This is a genomic window from Pseudomonas sp. PD9R (genome assembly GCF_019200975.1).
In the GTDB taxonomy this organism is placed as follows: Bacteria; Pseudomonadota; Gammaproteobacteria; order Pseudomonadales; family Pseudomonadaceae; genus Aquipseudomonas.
This window is the reverse complement of record NZ_JAHTMR010000011.1, coordinates 1-19,698: the sequence shown is the minus strand read 5'-3', so window position 1 is coordinate 19,698 and position 19,698 is coordinate 1. Positions and strand designations below refer to the sequence as shown.

Annotated in this window: 20 protein-coding genes and 2 pseudogenes; 6 read left to right on the top strand and 16 right to left on the bottom strand. The window is 59.3% G+C overall.

What is annotated here, in order from left to right; translation table 11 throughout:
* Nucleotides 1–8: 8 nt before the first annotated feature.
* From KUF73_RS20400 to exbB, 4 genes are all read right to left on the bottom strand, one after another.
* Complete coding sequence (locus KUF73_RS20400) at nt 9–938, bottom strand: hydrogen peroxide-inducible genes activator (protein ID WP_218439843.1); 930 nt, start codon at nt 936–938, stop codon at nt 9–11.
* A gap of 186 nt (nt 939–1,124) precedes the next feature.
* Nucleotides 1,125–1,874: an energy transducer TonB gene (locus tag KUF73_RS20395; protein WP_218439842.1), complete on the bottom strand. Its 750-nt coding sequence runs from the start codon at nt 1,872–1,874 to the stop codon at nt 1,125–1,127.
* Nucleotides 1,871–2,296 carry a TonB system transport protein ExbD gene (exbD, locus tag KUF73_RS20390; RefSeq protein WP_218439841.1) on the bottom strand — a complete coding sequence of 142 codons (426 nt, stop codon included), beginning with the start codon at nt 2,294–2,296 and terminating at the stop codon, nt 1,871–1,873. The genes KUF73_RS20395 and exbD overlap by 4 nt, the downstream gene beginning before the upstream one ends.
* 6 nt (nt 2,297–2,302) lie before the next feature.
* Nucleotides 2,303–3,271 carry a tonB-system energizer ExbB gene (gene exbB, locus KUF73_RS20385; protein WP_218439840.1) on the bottom strand — a complete coding sequence of 323 codons (969 nt, stop codon included), beginning with the start codon at nt 3,269–3,271 and terminating at the stop codon, nt 2,303–2,305.
* A gap of 189 nt (nt 3,272–3,460) precedes the next feature.
* Between exbB and KUF73_RS20380 the strand changes: the two genes are divergently transcribed.
* Nucleotides 3,461–4,315 (top strand): SDR family oxidoreductase, encoded by an 855-nt coding sequence (locus tag KUF73_RS20380; protein ID WP_218439839.1) that lies wholly within the window; start codon nt 3,461–3,463, stop codon nt 4,313–4,315.
* A gap of 89 nt (nt 4,316–4,404) precedes the next feature.
* Here KUF73_RS20380 and KUF73_RS20375 read toward each other — a convergent pair whose 3' ends face one another.
* The 6 genes from KUF73_RS20375 to KUF73_RS20350 all read right to left on the bottom strand — a co-directional run bounded on the left by KUF73_RS20375 (nt 4,405) and on the right by KUF73_RS20350 (nt 9,709).
* Complete coding sequence (locus KUF73_RS20375) at nt 4,405–5,145, bottom strand: hypothetical protein (RefSeq protein WP_218439838.1); 741 nt, start codon at nt 5,143–5,145, stop codon at nt 4,405–4,407.
* Nucleotides 5,146–5,213: 68 nt separating this feature from the next.
* The gene (locus KUF73_RS20370; RefSeq protein ID WP_003229509.1) at nt 5,214–5,594 is read right to left on the bottom strand and encodes a RidA family protein; all 381 of its coding nucleotides are present in this window, start codon (nt 5,592–5,594) and stop codon (nt 5,214–5,216) included.
* 24 nt (nt 5,595–5,618) lie between these two features.
* On the bottom strand, nt 5,619–7,724 hold the full coding sequence (gene spoT, locus KUF73_RS20365; RefSeq protein ID WP_218439837.1) for a bifunctional GTP diphosphokinase/guanosine-3',5'-bis pyrophosphate 3'-pyrophosphohydrolase: 2,106 nt from the start codon (nt 7,722–7,724) through the stop codon (nt 5,619–5,621).
* Between the two features lie 57 nt (nt 7,725–7,781).
* Nucleotides 7,782–8,045, bottom strand: a complete 264-nt coding sequence (rpoZ, locus tag KUF73_RS20360; protein WP_003177259.1) for a DNA-directed RNA polymerase subunit omega — start codon at nt 8,043–8,045, stop codon at nt 7,782–7,784.
* A gap of 167 nt (nt 8,046–8,212) precedes the next feature.
* On the bottom strand, nt 8,213–8,833 hold the full coding sequence (gene gmk / locus KUF73_RS20355) for a guanylate kinase (protein ID WP_218439836.1): 621 nt from the start codon (nt 8,831–8,833) through the stop codon (nt 8,213–8,215).
* Nucleotides 8,834–8,845: 12 nt separating this feature from the next.
* Entirely contained in the window at nt 8,846–9,709 is an 864-nt protein-coding gene (locus tag KUF73_RS20350) for a YicC/YloC family endoribonuclease (RefSeq protein ID WP_218439835.1), read from the bottom strand.
* A gap of 267 nt (nt 9,710–9,976) precedes the next feature.
* Between KUF73_RS20350 and rph the strand changes: the two genes are divergently transcribed.
* From rph to gltS, 3 genes are all read left to right on the top strand, one after another.
* Entirely contained in the window at nt 9,977–10,699 is a 723-nt protein-coding gene (gene rph / locus KUF73_RS20345) for a ribonuclease PH (RefSeq protein WP_218439834.1), read from the top strand.
* 28 nt (nt 10,700–10,727) lie between these two features.
* The gene (locus KUF73_RS20340) at nt 10,728–11,096 is read left to right on the top strand and encodes a DUF4870 domain-containing protein (RefSeq protein WP_218439833.1); all 369 of its coding nucleotides are present in this window, start codon (nt 10,728–10,730) and stop codon (nt 11,094–11,096) included.
* 282 nt (nt 11,097–11,378) lie between these two features.
* Complete coding sequence (gene gltS / locus KUF73_RS20335) at nt 11,379–12,584, top strand: sodium/glutamate symporter (protein WP_218439832.1); 1,206 nt, start codon at nt 11,379–11,381, stop codon at nt 12,582–12,584.
* Nucleotides 12,585–12,670: 86 nt separating this feature from the next.
* Here gltS and KUF73_RS20330 read toward each other — a convergent pair whose 3' ends face one another.
* Entirely contained in the window at nt 12,671–13,450 is a 780-nt protein-coding gene (locus KUF73_RS20330) for an exodeoxyribonuclease III (protein WP_003176915.1), read from the bottom strand.
* An 82-nt stretch (nt 13,451–13,532) separates the two neighbouring features.
* Here KUF73_RS20330 and pyrE point away from each other — a divergent pair, with 82 nt between their 5' ends.
* Nucleotides 13,533–14,177: an orotate phosphoribosyltransferase gene (gene pyrE, locus KUF73_RS20325; protein WP_150638147.1), complete on the top strand. Its 645-nt coding sequence runs from the start codon at nt 13,533–13,535 to the stop codon at nt 14,175–14,177.
* A gap of 164 nt (nt 14,178–14,341) precedes the next feature.
* Here pyrE and argB read toward each other — a convergent pair whose 3' ends face one another.
* The 4 genes and pseudogenes from argB to coaBC form a co-directional block, all read right to left on the bottom strand.
* The gene (gene argB, locus KUF73_RS20320) at nt 14,342–15,247 is read right to left on the bottom strand and encodes an acetylglutamate kinase (RefSeq protein WP_218439831.1); all 906 of its coding nucleotides are present in this window, start codon (nt 15,245–15,247) and stop codon (nt 14,342–14,344) included.
* A gap of 24 nt (nt 15,248–15,271) precedes the next feature.
* A pseudogene (locus tag KUF73_RS20315) lies at nt 15,272–16,675 on the bottom strand (phosphomannomutase/phosphoglucomutase); the annotation flags it as partial.
* A gap of 287 nt (nt 16,676–16,962) precedes the next feature.
* Nucleotides 16,963–17,418, bottom strand: coding sequence for a dUTP diphosphatase (gene dut, locus KUF73_RS20310; protein WP_218439829.1), 456 nt, complete (start codon nt 17,416–17,418; stop codon nt 16,963–16,965).
* Nucleotides 17,419–17,423: 5 nt separating this feature from the next.
* Nucleotides 17,424–18,632: a bifunctional phosphopantothenoylcysteine decarboxylase/phosphopantothenate--cysteine ligase CoaBC gene (coaBC, locus tag KUF73_RS20305; RefSeq protein ID WP_218440009.1), complete on the bottom strand. Its 1,209-nt coding sequence runs from the start codon at nt 18,630–18,632 to the stop codon at nt 17,424–17,426.
* 135 nt (nt 18,633–18,767) lie between these two features.
* Between coaBC and radC the strand changes: the two genes are divergently transcribed.
* A complete protein-coding gene (gene radC, locus KUF73_RS20300) occupies nt 18,768–19,442 on the top strand; it encodes a DNA repair protein RadC (RefSeq protein ID WP_218439828.1) in 675 nt (224 codons plus the stop codon).
* A gap of 35 nt (nt 19,443–19,477) precedes the next feature.
* Here radC and KUF73_RS20295 read toward each other — a convergent pair.
* Nucleotides 19,478–19,698 (bottom strand): annotated as a pseudogene (locus tag KUF73_RS20295) (IS110 family transposase); the annotation flags it as partial.

The following is a 19,698-nucleotide window of genomic DNA, read 5'->3' as shown; positions in this document are numbered from 1 at the left end:
ACGCGTGCTTAGCCAGCCACCACCGGCGCTGATGGCTTGGCCACCGAGCACAGGCGAATGGAGTCAGCGAGAATTTCAATGGCCTTCGGACGTGGGAAGCTCGCACGCCAGGCGATGGCCACGGTGCGGAACGGCACCGGTGGCGACAGCGGCCGCACTTCGATCACACCGGGAGCGTAGTGATGGCTGTCGACCGCCGACAGCGGCAGGATCGAAATACCGAGACCGGAGGCAACCATGTGGCGAATGGTTTCCAGCGAGCTGGATTCCACCGTGGTGTGCTTGGCGCCGTCGTTGCCTTTGGTCAGCGTTGGGCAGGCTTCCAGCACTTGATCGCGGAAGCAGTGGCCTTCGCCAAGCAGCAGCAGGCTCTTGTCATTGAGCAGACTGGCGTCGATGGTTTCTTTTTGCGTCCACGGGTGTTGAGCCGGCATCAGGACGTAGAACGGTTCGTCGTAGAGTTGCAGGGTCAGCACGTCGGCTTCGTTGAACGGCAGGGCGATGATGATCGCGTCCAGTTCGCCGTTGCGCAGCTTGTCACGCAGGATGTGGGTGAAGTTTTCTTCGATGTACAACGGCATCTGCGGGGCGACCCGGTGCAGTTGCGGGATCAGGTGTGGAAACAGGTACGGGCCGACGGTATAGATCGCGCCGACTTTCAGCGGTGCGGTCAGCTGGTTTTTGCCAGCCTGGGCCAGTTCGCGGATGCCTTGGGCCTGCTCCAGCACTTTTTGCGCCTGGGCCACAATGCCTTCGCCAACCGGAGTCAGGCGCACGGCGCTTTTGCTGCGCTCGAAAATCAGCACACCGAGTTCGTCTTCAAGCTTTTTCACGCCCACCGACAGGGTCGGCTGGCTGACGTGGCAACGCTCGGCCGCGTGGCCGAAATGCTGCTCTTGGGCGAGGGTAACGATGTAGCGTAATTCTGTGAGGGTCATAGCAAGCGTCCATGAAGTTGCGGGTCGAGCATACCGGCTGCAATCGATAGACGCACGTTATCAGACTGTGTGTGTCGCGTGACACCAGGCAATGCAAAAGGCAAAAAAGATCGCAGCCTGCGGCAGCTCCTACACGGGATTAATGCAGGAGCTGCCGCAGGCTGCGATCTTTTGATCTTCTGCTGTTTAGCGCCGGGCTTTTTCCAGCGAGTAAACAAAGGGTGCAACGATTTCGATGGTGCCGTTGGTCAGCATGTCAGCCGGTGGTTTGGGCAGCGGTTGGGCGCGGCGGATCATGTCCAGCGTGGCCCGGTCCAGATCGGCAGTGCCCGAGGCTCCCACCAGTTCAAACGACAACACGTTGCCTTCAGCATCCACCACGAAGCGCAGACGGTTCATGCCCTGCTTGCCGCGGGCCTGCGCACTGGCCGGGTACTTTTTGTACTTTTGCAGGTGTGCCAGCAGTGTGCCTTGCCAGCTGGCCTTGGCAGCCACCTGAGCTGCCGATGGTCCCGGAGCGGGCTGAGCGGATTTCTCCGTCTGCGCCGGGGTCGGTGGGGCTTCGCTCGGTTTCGCTTCGGACGGTTTTTCCTTCGGCGGATCGGGCTTTTTCTCAACAGGCTTGGGCGGTTGAGGCTTCGGCTTGGGTTTGACCGGTTTCGGTACGGCGATCTCGGCCTTCGGCGCTTCGGCGAGTTTCGGTATCGGCAGTTCTTCAACCGGAGCGGGCGGCTGCGGCGGTGTGACGACTTTCGGCGGTGCAGGCGGTGGCGGGGCTGGAACCGGTGCCAGCTCGACCATCATTGCCTGGGGTGGCAACTCGATGGGCGGGCGGGCGGTCCAGTTCAGCGCCAGCGCGATGGCCAGCGCGTGAACGCCCAGCACCACGGCCAGGCTACCGCTGTAACGCGTCAGCTTATGGCGCGTCGTGATCATTTCTTGACCGACTCGAGACCGACCAGACCCACCTTCAGGTAACCAGCGGCGCGAAGGTTGTCCATCACGCTCATCAGGTCACCGTAATCCACGCCTTTATCGGCCTGGAAAAAGATCGTCGTGTCTTTTTTGCCCTGGGTCTTGGCGTCGAGCGTGGCGCCGAGTGCTTCGGCCTTCACTTCGTCTTCGCCGAGGAACAGGCGTTGGTCAGCTTTTACGCTGAGGAACACCGGTTTCTCTGGCCGCGGTGCCGGTTTGGCGGTGGACGCGGGCAGATCGACCTTGATGTCCACGGTGGCCAGCGGGGCCGCCACCATGAAAATGATCAACAGCACCAGCATCACGTCGATGAACGGCGTAACGTTGATTTCGTGGTTCTCGGCCAGATCGTCGTCTGCGCCTTCTTTCAAATGCAGGCCCATGGCCGATTACCCCACTTTCACCATGTGCGGTTGCGAGCTGCGCTCAGGCTGGTGATCGAGGTCGCGGCTGACCAGCAGCAGGACTTCTGCAGACGCGTCCGACACTTGCGCCTTGTAGCCGGCGATGGAGCGGGCAAACACGTTGTAGATCACTACCGCAGGGATCGCTGCAACCAGGCCCAGCGCAGTCGCCAACAAGGCTTCGGCAATGCCGGGTGCCACGACGGCGAGGTTGGTGGTCTGGGTTTTGGCGATGCCGATGAAGCTGTTCATGATGCCCCACACGGTACCGAACAGGCCGACGAACGGTGCGGTGGAACCGATGGTGGCCAGCACGCCGGTGCCGCTGCTCATGTTGCGACCGCAAGCAGCCACAAGGCGCTCAAGACGGAAGGCAACACGTTCCTTGATGCCTTCTTTTTCGCGGGTGTTGGTCGACAGACGCATTTCTTCCAGTGCATCGTGGACCAGCAGGTTGGCGAGGGTGCCGGCCTTGGTCGCCGAAGCGCTGGCTTCTTTAAGCGTGGTGGCTTTTTTCAGGTGGACGATTTCAGTGCGCAGACGACGCTTGGCACCCATCAGCTCCATGCCTTTGGCGATCCAGATGGTCCAGGTGATGATCGAAGCAATGGCCAGACCGATCATCACGATTTTGACGATAATGTCGGCGTTCTGGTACATGCCCCACGGCGACAGGTCATGGGCCATGCCCAGGGTGTTGTCGGCTTCGAGGACTTCAGGAGCGTCTTCGCCGACGGTCTCATGGGCCTGCGCTGGATCGGTTGCCACCGGCGTTACGACCGGGGAAGCATGATCGGCTGGGGCAGGTGCGGTGGCGGCAGCGGGTGCGGCTGGCGCTTGTGCGTCAGCGAATGCGGCCGTCGGAGCCAGCATCACGCTGAGCAGCAGGGCGGCCACCGCGCTCCAGGCGCGAGGTCGTTTGGTTGGCGAAGCGGAGAGTTGATTGCGTGTCATGCTGGGCCGGACCTGAGAGGAAAAGACGGTTAATGTTCTTCCAGGCCTCGCGAGGCCGAGAACAAAGTGGCGTGCATTATTGCAAGTAATTCTTGTTAACAGAAGTAATAGAGTCTCTTTTTTTCCTGCATTGCTAGCCGCTCGTCCATTGCCAGCGCTAGTCTGCCCATTTCCGAGGGGAGTTTTTTGATGTCCGCGCCATCTGTTCTGATCGCCGGTTGCGGCGATGTCGGTAGTCGCCTGGCTACGCAATTGTTGGCTTTTGGATGGGAAGTTCATGGCCTGCGCCGTGATGTCTCGCGTCTGCCCAAAGGCGTGATTGGCATTGCCGGCGACTTGTTCGATAAAGAGTGCCCGCAGACCTGGCCCATTGGTGCGGTGGATTATCTGGTGTATTGCGCCGCTGCCACCGATCACGACGAGGCCGGTTACCGCGCAGCCTATGTCCAGGGTTTGCGACACGTGCTGGAGTGGCTGAATGACTACGGACAAGCGCCCAAGCGTCTGCTGTTCGTTTCCAGCAGCAGCGTCTACGGCCAGCAAAATGGCGAGTGGATTGATGAGACGTCGCCGGCGGTGGCGGCCGGTTATTCCGGCCAAGTGATGCTCGAAGCCGAGCAGATTGCCCTTAACAGCGGAATCCCGGCCAGCATTGTACGGTTGACCGGTATTTATGGGCCGGGACGTGAGTGGTTGCTGACTCAGGTTCGTCGGGGTTATCGCGTGGTTATCGACCCGCCGTTATACGCCAACCGCATCCATGCCGACGACGCTGCAGGGCTGATGGCATGCCTGCTTGAGGCGAGCGAGCGTGGTGTGGCGCTGGATGATGTCTATATCGGTGTCGATGATGAGCCGGCAGCGCTGGCGGATGTGGTGGGCTGGTTGCGCGATTATCTGGGCGTGACCGACTGGGCAGAAGATGCCAGCGTGCGCCGCACCGGCAGTAAGCGTTGCAGTAATGCGCGGGCGAAGGCGTTGGGTTGGGTGCCGAAGTATCCTAGCTTTCGTGAAGGTTACGCAGCGATTCTTGAGGGGCGCTGAAATCAAAAGATCGCAGCCTCCGGCAGCTACTACAGGATGTACGCCATCCCAATGTAGGAGCTACCGAAGGCTGCGATCTTTTCAGTGGTTCATTGTTTTTCCAGCACCCACTTGCGATCGCCAGGGGTGAACTGAGGCATTTCGTCTGCCTGCGCCGTGTTCACAGTCTGGAAAATCTCCAGCTCTTTGCCTTTGCGTGCAAAGATCCAGGCGTTTCCTTGGCCGTTGAGTTGCAGCCACATGTTGTCGTTGCCGCCACTCATCGAAGCACAATCGCCAGCCAGGCAAAGTGCGTAGCGATCCGTATTCGGCAAACCGGTCACCTGGCCATCGGCCTGGAACTGCACGGTATTGCCTTCGCCGGGACCGCTGACGATTTTCCAGCTGCCACCCATGTAGGCCGAATACAGCGCGCGTTCGAAACTGGCGCCGATCGGTGCGCCATCCGGTACCGGGATCAACGCGCGATCGAAGACTTGTGCTGGCTCATTCTCAGTTGCGGTCTGGCTCAACTGCTTGCCGTTGCGCTTCAGCTGGCTGCCGGCGCTGCCATAGATCTCGACCTTCCAGGCCCCGGATTCTTCGCCCAGCAGCTTGCCTTCGACATTTTCAAAACCGTTGGTGTAGCGGGCCTGACTGGCCTTGGTGTTGACGTCCCATTCCAGGTTCGGGCCATAGGCCTGGAGCGCTTCGCGCAGGGGAACGCCTTTGGACGCAGCATCAATTGCCACCTGGTTGATCCAGGTGCCGCTGATATCACGGTCGGCAGGGTTGCTGGCACATCCGCCCAGGAATAGGGCGAGCAGCGAGAGAACGAGCGCTTTGCGCATGGTGGAATCCTTTCAAACTTTCTTTACAGCAGAGCAATCGGCGCAGCCCGGAGGCTGCGCCAGACGCATTACTCGATGACCAGGATGGCATCCATTTCAACCTGCGAACCCTTTGGCAGGGCTGCTACGCCGATGGCGGCGCGGGCTGGGTAGGGCTGATCGAAGTACTTGCCCATGATCTCGTTGACCTTGGCGAAGTGGCTCAGGTCGGTGAGGAAGATGTTCAGTTTGACGATGTCCTTGAACGAACCGCCGGCGGCTTCAGCCACGGCTTTGAGGTTCTCGAAGACCTGGACGGTCTGGGCTTCGAAGCCTTCAACCAGTTCCATGGTTTTTGGGTCCAGAGGAATTTGACCCGACATGTAAACGGTGTTGCCAGCCTTGATCGCCTGGGAGTAAGTGCCGATGGCGGCCGGGGCCTTGTCGCTGGTGATAACAGTCTTGGTCATGTATGACTCCTTGTAATTGGTGGTTTAGGCGCGCATGCGGGTGATGCGGATCACCCCGGTCAGGGCGCGCAGTTTCTTGATCACGCGGGCCAGGTGCACGCGGTCGTGCACGCTGACCACCAGTTGAACCACGCTAATGCGACCATCGCGTTCGTCCATGCTGATTTTCTCGATGTTGCCGTCGGCCGCGTTGACGCTGCTGGCCAGCAGGGCGATCAGGCCGCGCTGGTGTTCCAGCTCGACGCGTAGCTCGACGTTGAATTCGCCGGTGACGTCCTTGGCCCACGAGAGCTGGATGCATTTTTCCGGGTTGTGGCGGATTTCGCTGATGTTGCGGCAGTTATCCAGGTGCACCACCATGCCTTTGCCCGCAGACAGGTGCCCGACAATCGGGTCCCCCGGAATCGGCGTGCAGCATTTGGCGTAGCTGAGTACCAGGCCTTCGGTGCCGCGAATCGCCAGAGGACCTTCAGGGCTCGGCAGCTGTTCGCCTTCGCCGAGCAGCCGGCGGGCCACTACATAGGCCATGCGATTGCCCAGGCCGATGTCTTCCAGCAGGTCTTCGATCAGTTCCAGGCGGTACTCGGTGAGCATCGCCTTGACGCGCTCGGCCGGGATTTTTTCCAGCGAGCTGTCGAAGCCGTTGAGGACTTTGTTCAGCAGGCGCTCGCCCAGGCTGATGGACTCGGAGCGGCGTTGCAGCTTCAGCGCATGGCGGATGTGTGTGCGCGCCTTGCCGGTGACCACGAAGTTGAGCCATGCGGGGTTCGGCCGTGCGCCGGGGGCGCTGACGATCTCGACCGTGGAGCCGCTTTGCAGCGGTTCGGACAGCGGTGCGAGGCGACGATTGATCCGACAGGCAATGCAGCTGTTGCCCACATCAGTGTGCACCGCGTAAGCGAAGTCGACGGCCGTGGAGCCTTTGGGCAGTTCCATAATCCGGCCTTTGGGCGTGAACACGTAGACCTCGTCCGGGAACAGGTCGATCTTCACGCTTTCGATGAATTCCAGCGAGTTGCCGGCGCGCTGCTGCATTTCCAGCACGCCTTTGACCCACTGGCGGGCGCGGGCGTGAGTGCCTTTTGGCTGCTCGTCGCCACTGGATTTGTACAGCCAATGGGCGGCGATGCCGTTGTTGGCCATCTCTTCCATTTCACGGGTGCGGATCTGAATCTCGATCGGAACACCGTGCATGCCGAACAGCGTGGTGTGCAGCGACTGATAGCCGTTGGCCTTGGGGATCGCAATGTAATCCTTGAAGCGCCCCGGCAACGGTTTGTACAAATTATGTACAGCGCCCAGGACGCGGTAGCAAGTGTCGACCTTGTCGACGATGATCCGGAACGCATAGACGTCCATGATCTCGTTGAAGGCCCGACGCTTACCGCGCATTTTCTTGTAAATGCCATAAAGGTGTTTCTGGCGCCCGCTGACCTCGCCCTGGATTTCATCAATCGCCAAGCAGTGGCTCAGGGACTCTTCGATCTTGTTGACGATTTCCTTGCGGTTACCCCGGGCGCGCTTGACCGCCTGGTAGATCCGCGCGGAACGCATCGGGTGCATGGCCTTGAAGCCGAGGTCTTCGAACTCTATGCGGATGGCGTGCATGCCCAGCCGGTTGGCGATGGGTGCATAGATTTCCAGGGTTTCCTTGGCGATGCGCCGGCGTTTTTCGCCGGACAGCACTTCCAGCGTGCGCATGTTGTGCAGGCGGTCGGCCAGTTTGACCAGGATTACGCGAATGTCGCGCGCCATGGCCATGGCCATTTTCTGGAAGTTTTCAGCCTGGGCTTCAGCCTTGGTCTCGAAGTTCATCTGGGTCAGTTTGCTGACCCCGTCGACCAGTTCGGCCACGGTTTCGCCGAACTGCGCTTGCAGCGCTTCCTTGGCAATCCCGGTGTCTTCGATCACGTCATGCAGCATGGCCGCCATCAGGCTCTGATGGTCCATATGCATGTCGGCAAGAATATTCGCAACCGCGAGTGGGTGCGTGACGTACGCCTCGCCGCTACGGCGGCGTTGGCCATCGTGAGCTTGTTCGGCGTAGAAGTACGCTCGGCGGACCAGGTTGACCTGGTCTTTGCCGAGGTAGGTCGATAAGCGATCGGCGAGGGCGTCTATGCTCGGCATGATGACTCCTGCCGTTCGCTGTGACCCCGCGCCGTGCTACGTCGACCAGGCATAGGCTTAGACGGCCTCGTTGGACTCGTCCTCGAACGCTGCGAACAGCGGTTCGTCTTCGACGATTTCAGCATTGGCAATGAACTCGTAGCTCATCAGGCCTTCAGCGATTTCACGCAGCGCTACAACGGTAGGCTTGTCGTTTTCCCACTGAACCAGCGGCTCTTTGCCACCGGTGGCCAGTTGACGGGCACGCTTGGTAGAGAGCATGACCAGCTCAAAGCGGTTTTCCACGTGTTCTAGGCAGTCTTCAACGGTTACGCGGGCCATGGTATTCCTCGGAGCGAATGCAATATGCGCGCTGCCCGGTTGGGCGAGCGGACTCAACAGTTTAAAAAATCACCAGCGATTAGGGAAGCGCTGATTTTTTGATCAAGCCCTTCAACGCGCTGTAAGCACCAATGTAAAGCCCTTGCAGCGGTTTTGGGAAGAGCGAATCAACCCAGCAATTCAGCCAGCAATTTGCCGTTACGCTGCTGCTGACGCTTCTGATGCAGCTGATTGGCACGGAAAATCGCCTTCAGATCGTCCAGCGCGTGGGCGAAATTGTCGTTGATGATCAGGTAGTCATAGTCGACGTAGTGGCTCATCTCGCTGACCGCTTCACGCATCCGGCCGTCAATGATCTCGTCACTGTCCTGGCCACGGTTGGTCAGACGCTGATGCAAGGCTTGCAGGGATGGCGGCAGGATGAATATCGAGCGGGCCTGGGGCATCAACTTGCGCACCTGCTCGGCACCCTGCCAGTCGATTTCCAGAATCAGGTCGTGACCTTCGTCCAGGGTCTGTTGCAGGTGGCTTTGCGAAGTGCCATAGAGATTGCCGAACACCTCGGCGCGCTCAAGGAAATCGCCATGTTCGATCATCTTCACGAAGTCGCTGCGCTCGACGAAGTGATAGTTCACGCCGTTCTCTTCACCGGGGCGCATGGCGCGCGTGGTGTGGGAGACCGAGACGCGGATCTCCTGATCAGCGTCGGTCAGGGCCTTGACCAGGCTGCTCTTGCCCGCGCCCGAAGGGGCGGAAATGATGTACAGGGTGCCAGTGCTGTGGGTCATGTCGGATTTGCCTTACTCAATATTCTGCACTTGTTCGCGCATCTGCTCGATCAACACCTTGAGGTTGACCGCAGCCTGGGTGCTGCGCGGGTCGAAGGCTTTGGAGCCCAGTGTGTTGGCTTCGCGGTTGAGCTCCTGCATCAGGAAGTCCAGGCGCCGCCCGGCAGCGCCACCGGACTTGAGCACCCGGCGAACTTCAATGATGTGGGTGCTCAGGCGATCCAGTTCTTCGGCGACGTCGCTTTTTTGCGCGAGCATGACCATTTCCTGCTCCAGGCGCTGCGGGTCCATCTCGGCCTTCATGTCGGCGAAGCGGTCGAGGACTTTCTGGCGCTGGGTGGCGAGCATTTGCGGAACGAGTTCGCGCAGGGTCACCACGTCCTCTTCAATGGAGGTCAGGCGCTCGTTGATCAACCGCGCCAATTCCGCGCCTTCGCGCTCACGGCCGGCCTTGAGTTCTTTCAAACCCTGGTTGAACAGCGCTAGCGCCTCGGCGTTCAGGGCTTGCGGGTCGGACGCGTCGCCCACCAGCACACCAGGCCAGGCCAGGACTTCGAGTGGATTCAGCGCTGCCGGATTCTTGATCAGGCTGGCAATCGTCTCGGCGGCGGCAACCAGTTGTGCGGCGCGCGCCTGATCCACTTGCAGCGGTTTGCCCGTGCTCTCTTCGGTGAAGCGCAGGGTGCATTCGAGCTTGCCTCGGGACACGCCTTGGCGCAGGGCTTCGCGAACGGCGCCTTCGAGGTCGCGAAAGGACTCCGGCAGGCGCAGGTGCGGTTCCAGGTAACGGCTGTTGACCGATCGCAGTTCCCAGCTCAGGGTGCCCTGGACGCCTGCTTTTTCAACGCGGGCGAAGGCGGTCATGCTGTGCACCATGGGGGTACCTCGCAATGCGGATCGGCGCGGAACTGACGTTCCGGCAATCCGATATCAATGAATTAAAGCCGACTGGCAGCAAAGGCGCAGGATTGTAGCGCAGTGGCATGGATGCGCCCAAACACACGGTGTGACAAACGGCTGCAGGTCGTCGGCAGCGGGCTGTGCAGAGCCTTCGGTCGTCGGAGGATTTTTTTAGAAGTGCCCAGTCGTGGCCGTCGGCTCTATAATGCTCCGCAGTTTTCCGTCCCCGTACAGGTAGCCCTTATGAAACGTCCAAGTGGTCGCGTTGCCGATCAGCTCCGCTCGATCCGCATTACCCGCAACTACACCAAACACGCCGAGGGATCTGTACTGGTGGAGTTCGGTGATACCAAAGTCATCTGCACCGTCAGCGTTGAAAATGGCGTGCCGCGCTTCCTCAAGGGCCAGGGCCAGGGTTGGTTGACTGCCGAATACGGCATGCTGCCGCGCGCCACTGGCGAGCGTAACCAGCGTGAAGCGAGCCGTGGCAAACAAGGCGGCCGTACTTTGGAAATCCAGCGCCTGATCGGTCGTTCCCTGCGCGCGGCGCTGGACATGTCCAAACTGGGCGACGTCACCCTGTACGTCGACTGCGATGTGATCCAGGCCGATGGCGGTACCCGTACCGCGTCCATCACTGGCGCCATGGTTGCGCTGGTCGATGCCTTGAAAGTGATCAAGAAGCGCGGCGGCCTGAAAGGCGGCGACCCGCTCAAGCAAATGATCGGTGCCGTTTCGGTCGGCATGTACCAGGGCGAGCCAGTGCTTGACCTCGACTACCTGGAAGACTCGGCTGCCGAGACCGACCTGAACGTGGTGATGACCAGCACTGGCGGCTTCATCGAAGTCCAGGGCACGGCCGAAGGCGCGCCGTTCCAGCCGGAAGAGCTGAACGCCATGCTGGAGCTGGCGAAAAAAGGCATGAACGAAATCTTCGAACTGCAAAAGGCTGCGCTGGCTGACTGATCGGATTGTTTCGCGCAAGGAGGACGCCATGAGTGACGAACAACAGCTGCTCCCCACCCCGGGCAAAGAGGTTCGGCAGTGGGCGATGTTTTGTCACTTGTCCGCCTTACTGGGAATCTGGATTCCGTTCGGTACGCTGATCGGCCCCTTGATTCTCTGGCAGATGAAGCGCGATATGGACCCGTTCGTCGATGCTCAAGGCAAGGAGGCGCTGAATTTTCAGATCACCGTCGCCATTGCCTCGGCCATTTGCTTCCTGCTGATGTTGGTGATTATCGGTTTCTTTCTGTTTGGCCTGATCGCGATCGGTGCGTTGGTGCTGACGATAATCGCAGGCGTGAAAGCCAATGAAGGTGTGCCTTACCGGTACCCTTTCACGTGGCGGCTGATCAAGTAACAATAAAATGCCCCGACTTGTCGGGGCATTTTTTTAATATAAAAAATATCTCTACATGTTTAGTCACAACTGCAATGTTCAATAGCTGATGGATGCTTGGCAATAAGACTGGGTGATTGTTAAAGTTGCCCGGCGTCATATCTTTCAAGAAATATTTCGATACGTTCAGGCCATTGACGGCCCTTGAATTTAAATCCAATCAGTGTTGAGAGAATTCAACCTGTTCAAGAGGCGAGGCCAGGTAAAGAGTTCGCCTCTGAATGTATATTCAAGAATATCCCGATGCTTCAGCTCGACTTCTATGGAACCCTTGTTGCCGCCTCTTTAGTGCTTTTGCTTGGGCGCGGACTTGTCACAAATATCAATTCCTTACGCACTTACAATATTCCCGAGCCTGTAGCAGGCGGCCTTGTAGTTGCTTTGGCTCTCTTGGCGTTGCGAGTCTTTGATATTGAAGTCCGCTTTGATACGTCACTGCAGACGCCCTTGATGTTAGCGTTTTTTGCCACCATCGGATTGAGCGCAGACTTCGCCAGCCTGAAGAAGGGTGGGCGCATCGTCGGGATTTTTGTATTGGCGGTTACCGGGCTTCTGTTGGTCCAGAACGCGATGGGCATTGGGCTGGCAACGGCGTTGGGGCTCGACCCGCTGATGGGCTTGTTGACAGGTTCCATTTCGTTGGCGGGTGGCCACGGCACTGGAGCAGCGTGGGGCGCGACGTTCAGCGAGAAATTCGGTCTGGCTTCCGCTTCTGAACTTGCGATGGCTTCAGCGACGTTTGGCCTGGTGCTGGGCGGTTTGATTGGTGGTCCGGTCGCTCGACTGCTTATCAAGCGTGTCCAGACGCCCGGTTGCGAACGAGAAAAGCCACGGCTGCCCAAGGGCTTTGAGCAACCGAACAAAGAGCGTTCGATTACGCCATTTTCGTTTATCGAGACGCTTGCACTGATCGCGGTCAGTTTGCTGGCAGGAACCCTGTTAAATGGTCTGCTGCATGGAACCGCATTTGAGTTGCCGACCTTTGTCTGTGTCCTGTTCGTCGGTGTGGTGTTGCGCAATGGGCTTTCAGCGCTTGGCCTTTATCAGGTGTTTGAACGTGAAGTCTCAGTGCTGGGGAATGTCAGTTTGTCGCTGTTTCTAGCGATCGCTCTGATGTCGCTCAAGTTGTGGGATCTGGCTGCACTGGCTTTGCCTTTCTTTATCATCCTGGCTGCACAAACGCTGGTCATGGCGCTGTTTGCGATTTTCGTGACCTTTAGAATGATGGGCAGTAACTACGATGCGGCAGTATTGGCGGCGGGACACTGTGGTTTTGGACTGGGTGCCACGCCAACGGCCATCGCTAATATGCAAGCGGTAACGCAGCGCTACGGCCCTTCGCAGATAGCGTTCCTGGTGGTGCCTATGGTGGGCGCTTTTTTCATCGACATCATTAATGTCATTGTGATCAAGCTGTACCTTGCGCTGCCGTTTTTCGCCGCGGCTTGAGGTTCGGGCTACCCGGTCTTTGAATCAGCCATAAAAAATGCCCGTATCTTTCGATACGGGCATTTTTTTTGTCCGCGAGACTATCTTTAGATGGTCAGCGTCCAGTCATAGTCCACGATCAGCGGTGCATGCTGCGAGAATCGCGGCTGGCGTGGCAGACGTGCGCTGCGTACAAAGCGGCGCAGGCCCGGGGTCAGCAACTGGTAGTCGAAACGCCAACCTAAGTTGAGCATCTCAGCCTGCTCGTTATCCGGCCACCAGCTGTACTGGTCGCCTTCGCGGCTGACTTCGCGCAGGGCATCGACATAACCCATGTTGCCGACAATCTCGTCCATCCAGGCACGTTCAGGTGCCAGGAAGCCCGGGGATTGCTGGCTGTCGCGCCAGTTCTTGATATCCAGCTTCTGTTGCGCGACGTACAGCGAGCCACAGTAAATGTACTCGCGACGTTTGCGCCGCTGTTTATCCAGATAACGGGCGAAATCGTCCATTAGCTTGAACTTCTGGTTCAAGTCTTCATCGCCGTTCTGCCCCGAAGGGAGCAGCAAGGTCGCGATGCTGACCTTGTCGAAATCGGCTTGCAGGTAGCGCCCGTAGCGGTCGGCCGTCTCGAAACCGAGACCGCTGATGACAGCCTTCGGTTGCAGCCGCGAATACAAAGCCACGCCACCTTGGGCGGGGACTTCGGCATCGCAGGCATAAAGGAAGTATCCATCCAGTTGGAAGGCTGGATCGTCCAGTTCAAAGGCGGAGGCGCGGGTGTCCTGCAGGCAGATGACGTCGGCATTCTGTGCTTGCAGCCAACTGAGCAAACCACGCTCGACTGCAGCCTGAATACCATTGACGTTCACACTGATGATCCGCATAAATGGCCCCAAAAATCGCGTGCGTGTATGATACACGGCGTCAAGCTAATTAGCTAAATCCGTGGTATTTGGGGTTTTTTTCATGCAAGCGTATCAGCGCGATTTCATTCGTTTTGCCATCGATCGCGGCGTTTTGCGCTTCGGTGAGTTCACCCTGAAGTCCGGGCGTACCAGTCCTTACTTCTTCAATGCGGGCCTGTTCAACTCGGGTTCGGCCCTGGCGCAGCTGGGTCGTTTCTACGCGGCAGCCATCGTCGAGAGCGGTATTTCCTTCGACGTGCTGTTCGGTCCGGCCTACAAGGGCATCCCTTTGGCGGCGACCACCGCCGTGGCACTGGCCGAGCATCACAACCGTGACCTGCCATGGTGCTTCAACCGCAAGGAAGCCAAGGCCCACGGCGAAGGCGGCAGTCTGGTCGGTGCACCGCTGACCGGTGACGTGCTGATCATCGACGACGTGATCACTGCTGGCACCGCCATCCGCGAAGTGATGCAGATCATCGCTTCCCAGGACGGCGCCAAGGCCGCCGGTGTGCTGATCGCCTTGAACCGTCAGGAGCGCGGTAACGGCGAGTTGTCGGCGATCCAGGAAGTGGAGCGCGATTTCGGCATTCCGGTGATCAGCATTGTTTCGCTGAACCAGGTGCTGGAATTCCTGGCTGACGATCCTCAGCTCAAGCAGCATTTGCCGGCCGTGGAAGCGTACCGCGCCCAATTCGGCGTGTAACCGCAACCCCCTGTAGGAGCTGCCGCAGGCTGCGATCTTTTGATCTTGTTTTAGAAGAGCCAAAGTCAAAAGATCGCAGCCTTCGGCAGCTCCTACATGGAATGCAGGCAAAAAAAGACCCCGCTCAGCCAGGCTGAGCGGGGTCTTTTTGTGTGCGCTATCGCTTAGTGACGCTTGCGATTGCTGATCAAGGTGCCCACACCGGTGTCGGTGAAGATTTCCAGCAGGATCGCGTTAGGTACGCGACCGTCGATGATCAGCGAGCTGCCCACGCCGCCCTGGACCGCTTCCAGTGCGCAACGGATCTTCGGCAGCATGCCGCCGTAAATCGTGCCGTCAGCGATCAGGTCGTCGACCTGCTGGGTGCTCAGGCCGGTCAAGACGGTGCCCGACTTGTCCATCAGGCCGGCGATGTTGGTCAGCAGCATCAGCTTTTCAGCTTTCAGCGCCTCGGCAACTTTACCGGCCACCAGGTCAGCGTTGATGTTGTACGACTCGCCGTTGGCACCGACGCCGATTGGCGCGATCACCGGGATGAAGCCGCCTTTGACCAGCAGGTTCAGCAGGTCGGTGTTGATGCCGACCACTTCGCCGACGTGGCCGATGTCGATGATTTCCGGGGTCGTCATTTCCGGCGTCTGACGGGTGACGGTGAGCTTCTTCGCTCGAATCAGCTCGGCGTCTTTACCGGTCAGGCCGATGGCGCTGCCGCCGTGGCGGTTGATCAGGTTGACGATGTCCTTGTTGACCTGGCCGCCGAGGACCATCTCCACTACGTCCATGGTCGCGGCGTCGGTGACGCGCATGCCGTCGACGAAATGGCTTTCGATCGACAGGCGCTTGAGCAAATCACCGATCTGCGGGCCGCCACCGTGAACCACTACGGGGTTGATGCCCACGGCTTTCATCAAGACGATATCGCGGGCGAAGCCGGTTTTCAGCTCCTCGCTTTCCATCGCGTTGCCGCCGTATTTGATCACCAGTGTCTTGCCGACATAGCGGCGGATGTAAGGCAGCGCTTCGGACAGGACCTTGGCGGTATTGGCGGCGGCATCGCGTTCGAGGGTCATTCAGGGCTCCGGTGCTTCAATGAATCAAAACGGTAGTTGGAGATCAGGTGCAACACGCTTCAACTGAACGTGGAAGACGTCCTTGATGCGTTGCAATTCAGCCGCGTCATCGGCCTCGAAACGCAGCACCAGCACCGGTGTGGTGTTGGACGCGCGAACCAGGCCCCAGCCTTTTGCGTAGTCGACTCGCACGCCGTCAATGGTGGTCAGGTCAGCGCCTTCGCCCCACTTCGCATCGTGCAGTGCATCAATGATGCTGAATTTGCTCTCTTCGGTCACATGGATATTGATTTCCGGCGTAGAAATATCGTTCGGGAAGGTCGCGAACAGCTCTTCCGCCGAGGATTCTTCCTTGCTGAGGATCTCCAGCAACCGCGCGGCGCTGTAAATGCCGTCGTCGAAACCGAACCAGCGCTCCTTGAAGAAGATGTGCCCGCTCATTTCGCCGGCCAACAGGGCGCCGGATTGTTTCATTTTCTTTTTGATCAACGAATGGCCCGTCTTCCACATTAGCGACCGGCCGCCGTATTCCTTGATCAGCGGGACCAGGCGACGGGTGCATTTGACGTCGAAGATGATCTCCGCGCCAGGGTTGCGCGCCAGCACGTCACGGGCAAACAGCATCAGCAGGCGGTCCGGGTAAACGATGCTGCCGGTGTTGGTCACCACGCCGACGCGGTCGCCGTCGCCGTCGAAGGCCAGACCGATGTCGGCGTTGGTTTCCTTGACTTTGGCGATCAGGTCCACAAGGTTTTCAGGCTTGCCCGGGTCTGGGTGGTGATTCGGGAAATTGCCGTCGACCTCGCAGAACAGTGGGATGACTTCGCAGTTCAGCGCTTCGATCAGTTGCGGAGCAATAACGCCAGCCGCGCCGTTGCCGCAGTCCACGACGACTTTCAGGCGTCGGGCCAGCTTGATGTCCTGGACGATTTCGGTGGTGTAGCGGTCGAGGATCTCGACCTTGGTGATGCTGCCCTTGCCGCTGCTCAGGTTGTTGGTCTTGAGGCGGTCGTGCAGGGCCTGGATCTGTTCATTGGCCAGCGTGTCGCCAGCGATGACGATCTTGAAGCCGTTGTAATTCGCCGGGTTGTGGCTGCCGGTCAACATGACGCCGGATTTGCCTGCCAAAACGTTGGCGGCGTAGTACAGCGCCGGGGTTGGCACCAGGCCGACATCGCTGACGTGGCAACCACTGTCGGCCAGGCCCTGAATCAGTTGCTCCACCAGTTCCGGGCCGGACAGGCGGCCGTCGCGGCCCACGGAAACGTTCGGTTCATCCTGGGCCAGACTCTGGGCACCGATGGCGCGGCCAAGCCAGTAAGCGGTTTCAGCGTTCAGAAATTCCGGGACGGTGCCGCGAATGTCGTAGGCACGGAAGATGCTGGCGGGAAACTTGGGGGCGACGCGGGCTGGGGTGCTCATCTGTGGCAATGCTCCATCTCGAAAGTGGCTGGACAGGCCGGCAAATCATTCGCCGGCAGGCTCAAACTGAAAGGTATGACGGCGATTTCCACAGAGAGTTCGTGGTATGAAAGGGCCATGACACTGCGTATGGCGAGGTTTTGGCCAGCCATTGCGACCCCTGACACACCTCCAATTTCGTGACGAGAGCCCTGTAGGAGCGGCCGAAGGCTGCGATCTTTTGATTTTGATTTTTAAAAAACAAGATCAAAAGATCGCAGCCTTCGGCAGCTCCTACAGGGGATACAGCGTTATCAATTGGTGCCGGTATGGCCGAAACCGCCAGTGCCGCGTTCGGTTTCAACGAACTCTTCAACCATCTCGAAATGCGCTTGCACCACCGGCACCAGCACCAGTTGCGCAAGGCGTTCGCCGACCGGCATGGTGAATTCGGTCTGGCCACGGTTCCAGCACGAAACCATCAACGGGCCCTGATAATCGGAGTCGATCAAGCCGACCAGGTTGCCCAGCACGATGCCGTGCTTATGGCCCATGCCGGAGCGCGGCAGAATCAGCGCCGCCAGGTTTGGATCACCGATGTAGACCGACAGACCAGTAGGGATCAACACGGTTTCACCCGGCTTGATGACGGTGTCTTTTTCCAGCATGGCGCGCAGGTCGAGGCCGGCGGAGCCAGGCGTGGCGTACTGCGGCAGCGGGAATTCGGTACCGATGCGAGGGTCGAGGATCTTGGCTTGCAAAGCGTGCATGTGAATTAAACCTGGTTCAGACGTTCGGCGATAAAAGTGATCAGCTGGCGAGCAATCTTGCTCTTGCTGGTCTGGGCGAAGAGTGTGGCGTGAAGCTCACGGTCGATCACACTGCAGGCGTTTTCTTCACTGTTGAAACCAATACTGGGGTTGGCGACGTCGTTGGCGACGATCAAATCGAGGTTCTTGTCTTTCAACTTGCGGGCAGCGTAGTCGAGCAGGTGTTCGGTTTCGGCGGCGAAACCGACACTGAACGGACGGTCGGGGCGTGTGGCGATGCTGGCCAGGATGTCCGGGTTGCGCACCATTTGTAGTAACAAGCCGTCGCCGCTCGTAGGGTCTTTCTTGAGTTTTTGTGGGGCGACGACTTCCGGGCGGTAGTCCGCGACGGCTGCCGAGGCGATGAACAGGTCGCAGGGTATCGCGGCTTCGCAGGCGGCGAGCATGTCGCGGGCGCTGACCACATCGATACGGGTGACGCGATCGGGGGTCGGCAGGTGCACTGGGCCGGTGATCAGGGTTACGCGAGCGCCGGCTTCCACCGCAGCTTCGGCCAGGGCAAAGCCCATTTTCCCGGAACTGTGGTTGGTGATGTAGCGTACCGGGTCGATGTTTTCCTGGGTCGGGCCAGCGGTAATCAGCACGTGCTTGCCGGTCAGCGCCTGACGCTGGAAACAATCCGCCGCGCATTGAGCGAGTTCGGTGGCTTCGAGCATGCGGCCCAGACCTACATCGCCGCAGGCCTGGCTGCCGGAGGCCGGGCCGAAAGCTTTGATGTCGCGGCCTTCGAGGGTTTGCAGGTTGGCCTGGGTCGCCGGATCGCGCCACATCGCCTGGTTCATTGCTGGCGCAACCGCGACCACCGCGTCGGTGGCGAGCACCAGCGTGGTCAGCAGATCGTCGGCAATACCTTGGGCCAGACGGGCGATCAGGTCTGCGGTGGCGGGCGCGATCAACACCAGGTCGGCCCACTTGGCCAGCTCGATGTGGCCCATGGCCGCTTCGGCCGCTGGGTCCAGCAGGTCCAGGTGAACCGGGTGGCCGGACAGGGCCTGCATGGTCAGCGGAGTAATGAATTCACTGCCGCCACGGGTCATGACCACGCGCACTTCGGCGCCCTGGTCGATCAGGCGGCGAACCAGATCGGCGCTTTTGTAGGCAGCGATGCCGCCGCCGACGCCCAGAACGATGCGTTTCCGATACAGCCGCTGCATAGGTCTGCCTTTCATTTCGTTGATGACTGCATGGCGATACCCCCTCCCCAGGGATGAAATCGCCCGCAAAAAAGATGGGCTACGATATCACAGCGACCGCTACGGAACAGCGGCGCCCACAGACAGGGAGGTGCTATGAGTATTCGCGATTGGCCGGCGGCGGAGCGGCCACGGGAGAAGTTACTGGAACAGGGCTCGGCAAGCCTTTCAGACGCCGAGTTGCTGGCAATCTTTCTAAGAACTGGCGTGTCTGGCAAAAGCGCGGTCGACCTGGCTCGGCATCTGCTGAGTCAATTTGGCAGCCTGCGTTCGTTGCTGGAGGCCGATCAGTCGACGTTCAGCCGGCAACTGGGGCTAGGGCCGGCAAAGTTCGCGCAATTGCAGGCCGTGCTGGAGATGGGGCGGCGGCATTTGGCCGAGCGTTTACGTCACCGGTCTGTGCTGGAAAACCCTCATGCGGTACGTGAATACCTGAAGGCCATGCTGCGTCACGAGCCACACGAGGTATTCGGCTGCCTGTTTCTGGACTCGAAACATCAGGTGCTGACCTTTGAGGCGTTGTTTCGCGGCTCCATCGACAACACCAGCGTTCATCCGCGAGAAGTGGTCAAGCGCGCACTGGCCAACAACGCGGCGGCGCTGATCCTTTGTCACAACCACCCGTCGGGCAACACCGATCCCAGCCAGGCCGATCGGGTGCTGACCAAGCGCCTGCAAAAGGCGCTGGAGCTGATCGATGTGCGGGTGCTCGACCATTTCATCATCGGTGACGGCGATCCGCTGTCCATGGCTGAGTACGGGTGGATGTAAGCGCGAGCCTTCACCTGTAGATACCGTCTTGACTCTCACCGGGCAAGTGCAAGTTTTGGGTCAAATGGTTGTCCCGATTTGAGCACCCCGTAAACGAAATGCAGCAGCTTACGCATTGCAGCACAGATGATCTGCTTGGGGGCCTTGCCGTTGGCCTTCAGGCGATCTTTCATGGCAATGATCGCTTCGTTATGCCGCAGCGCTACCAGGCCTGGCATGTAGAGGCCAGCACGCAAGCGCGCTGAACCGATTTTAG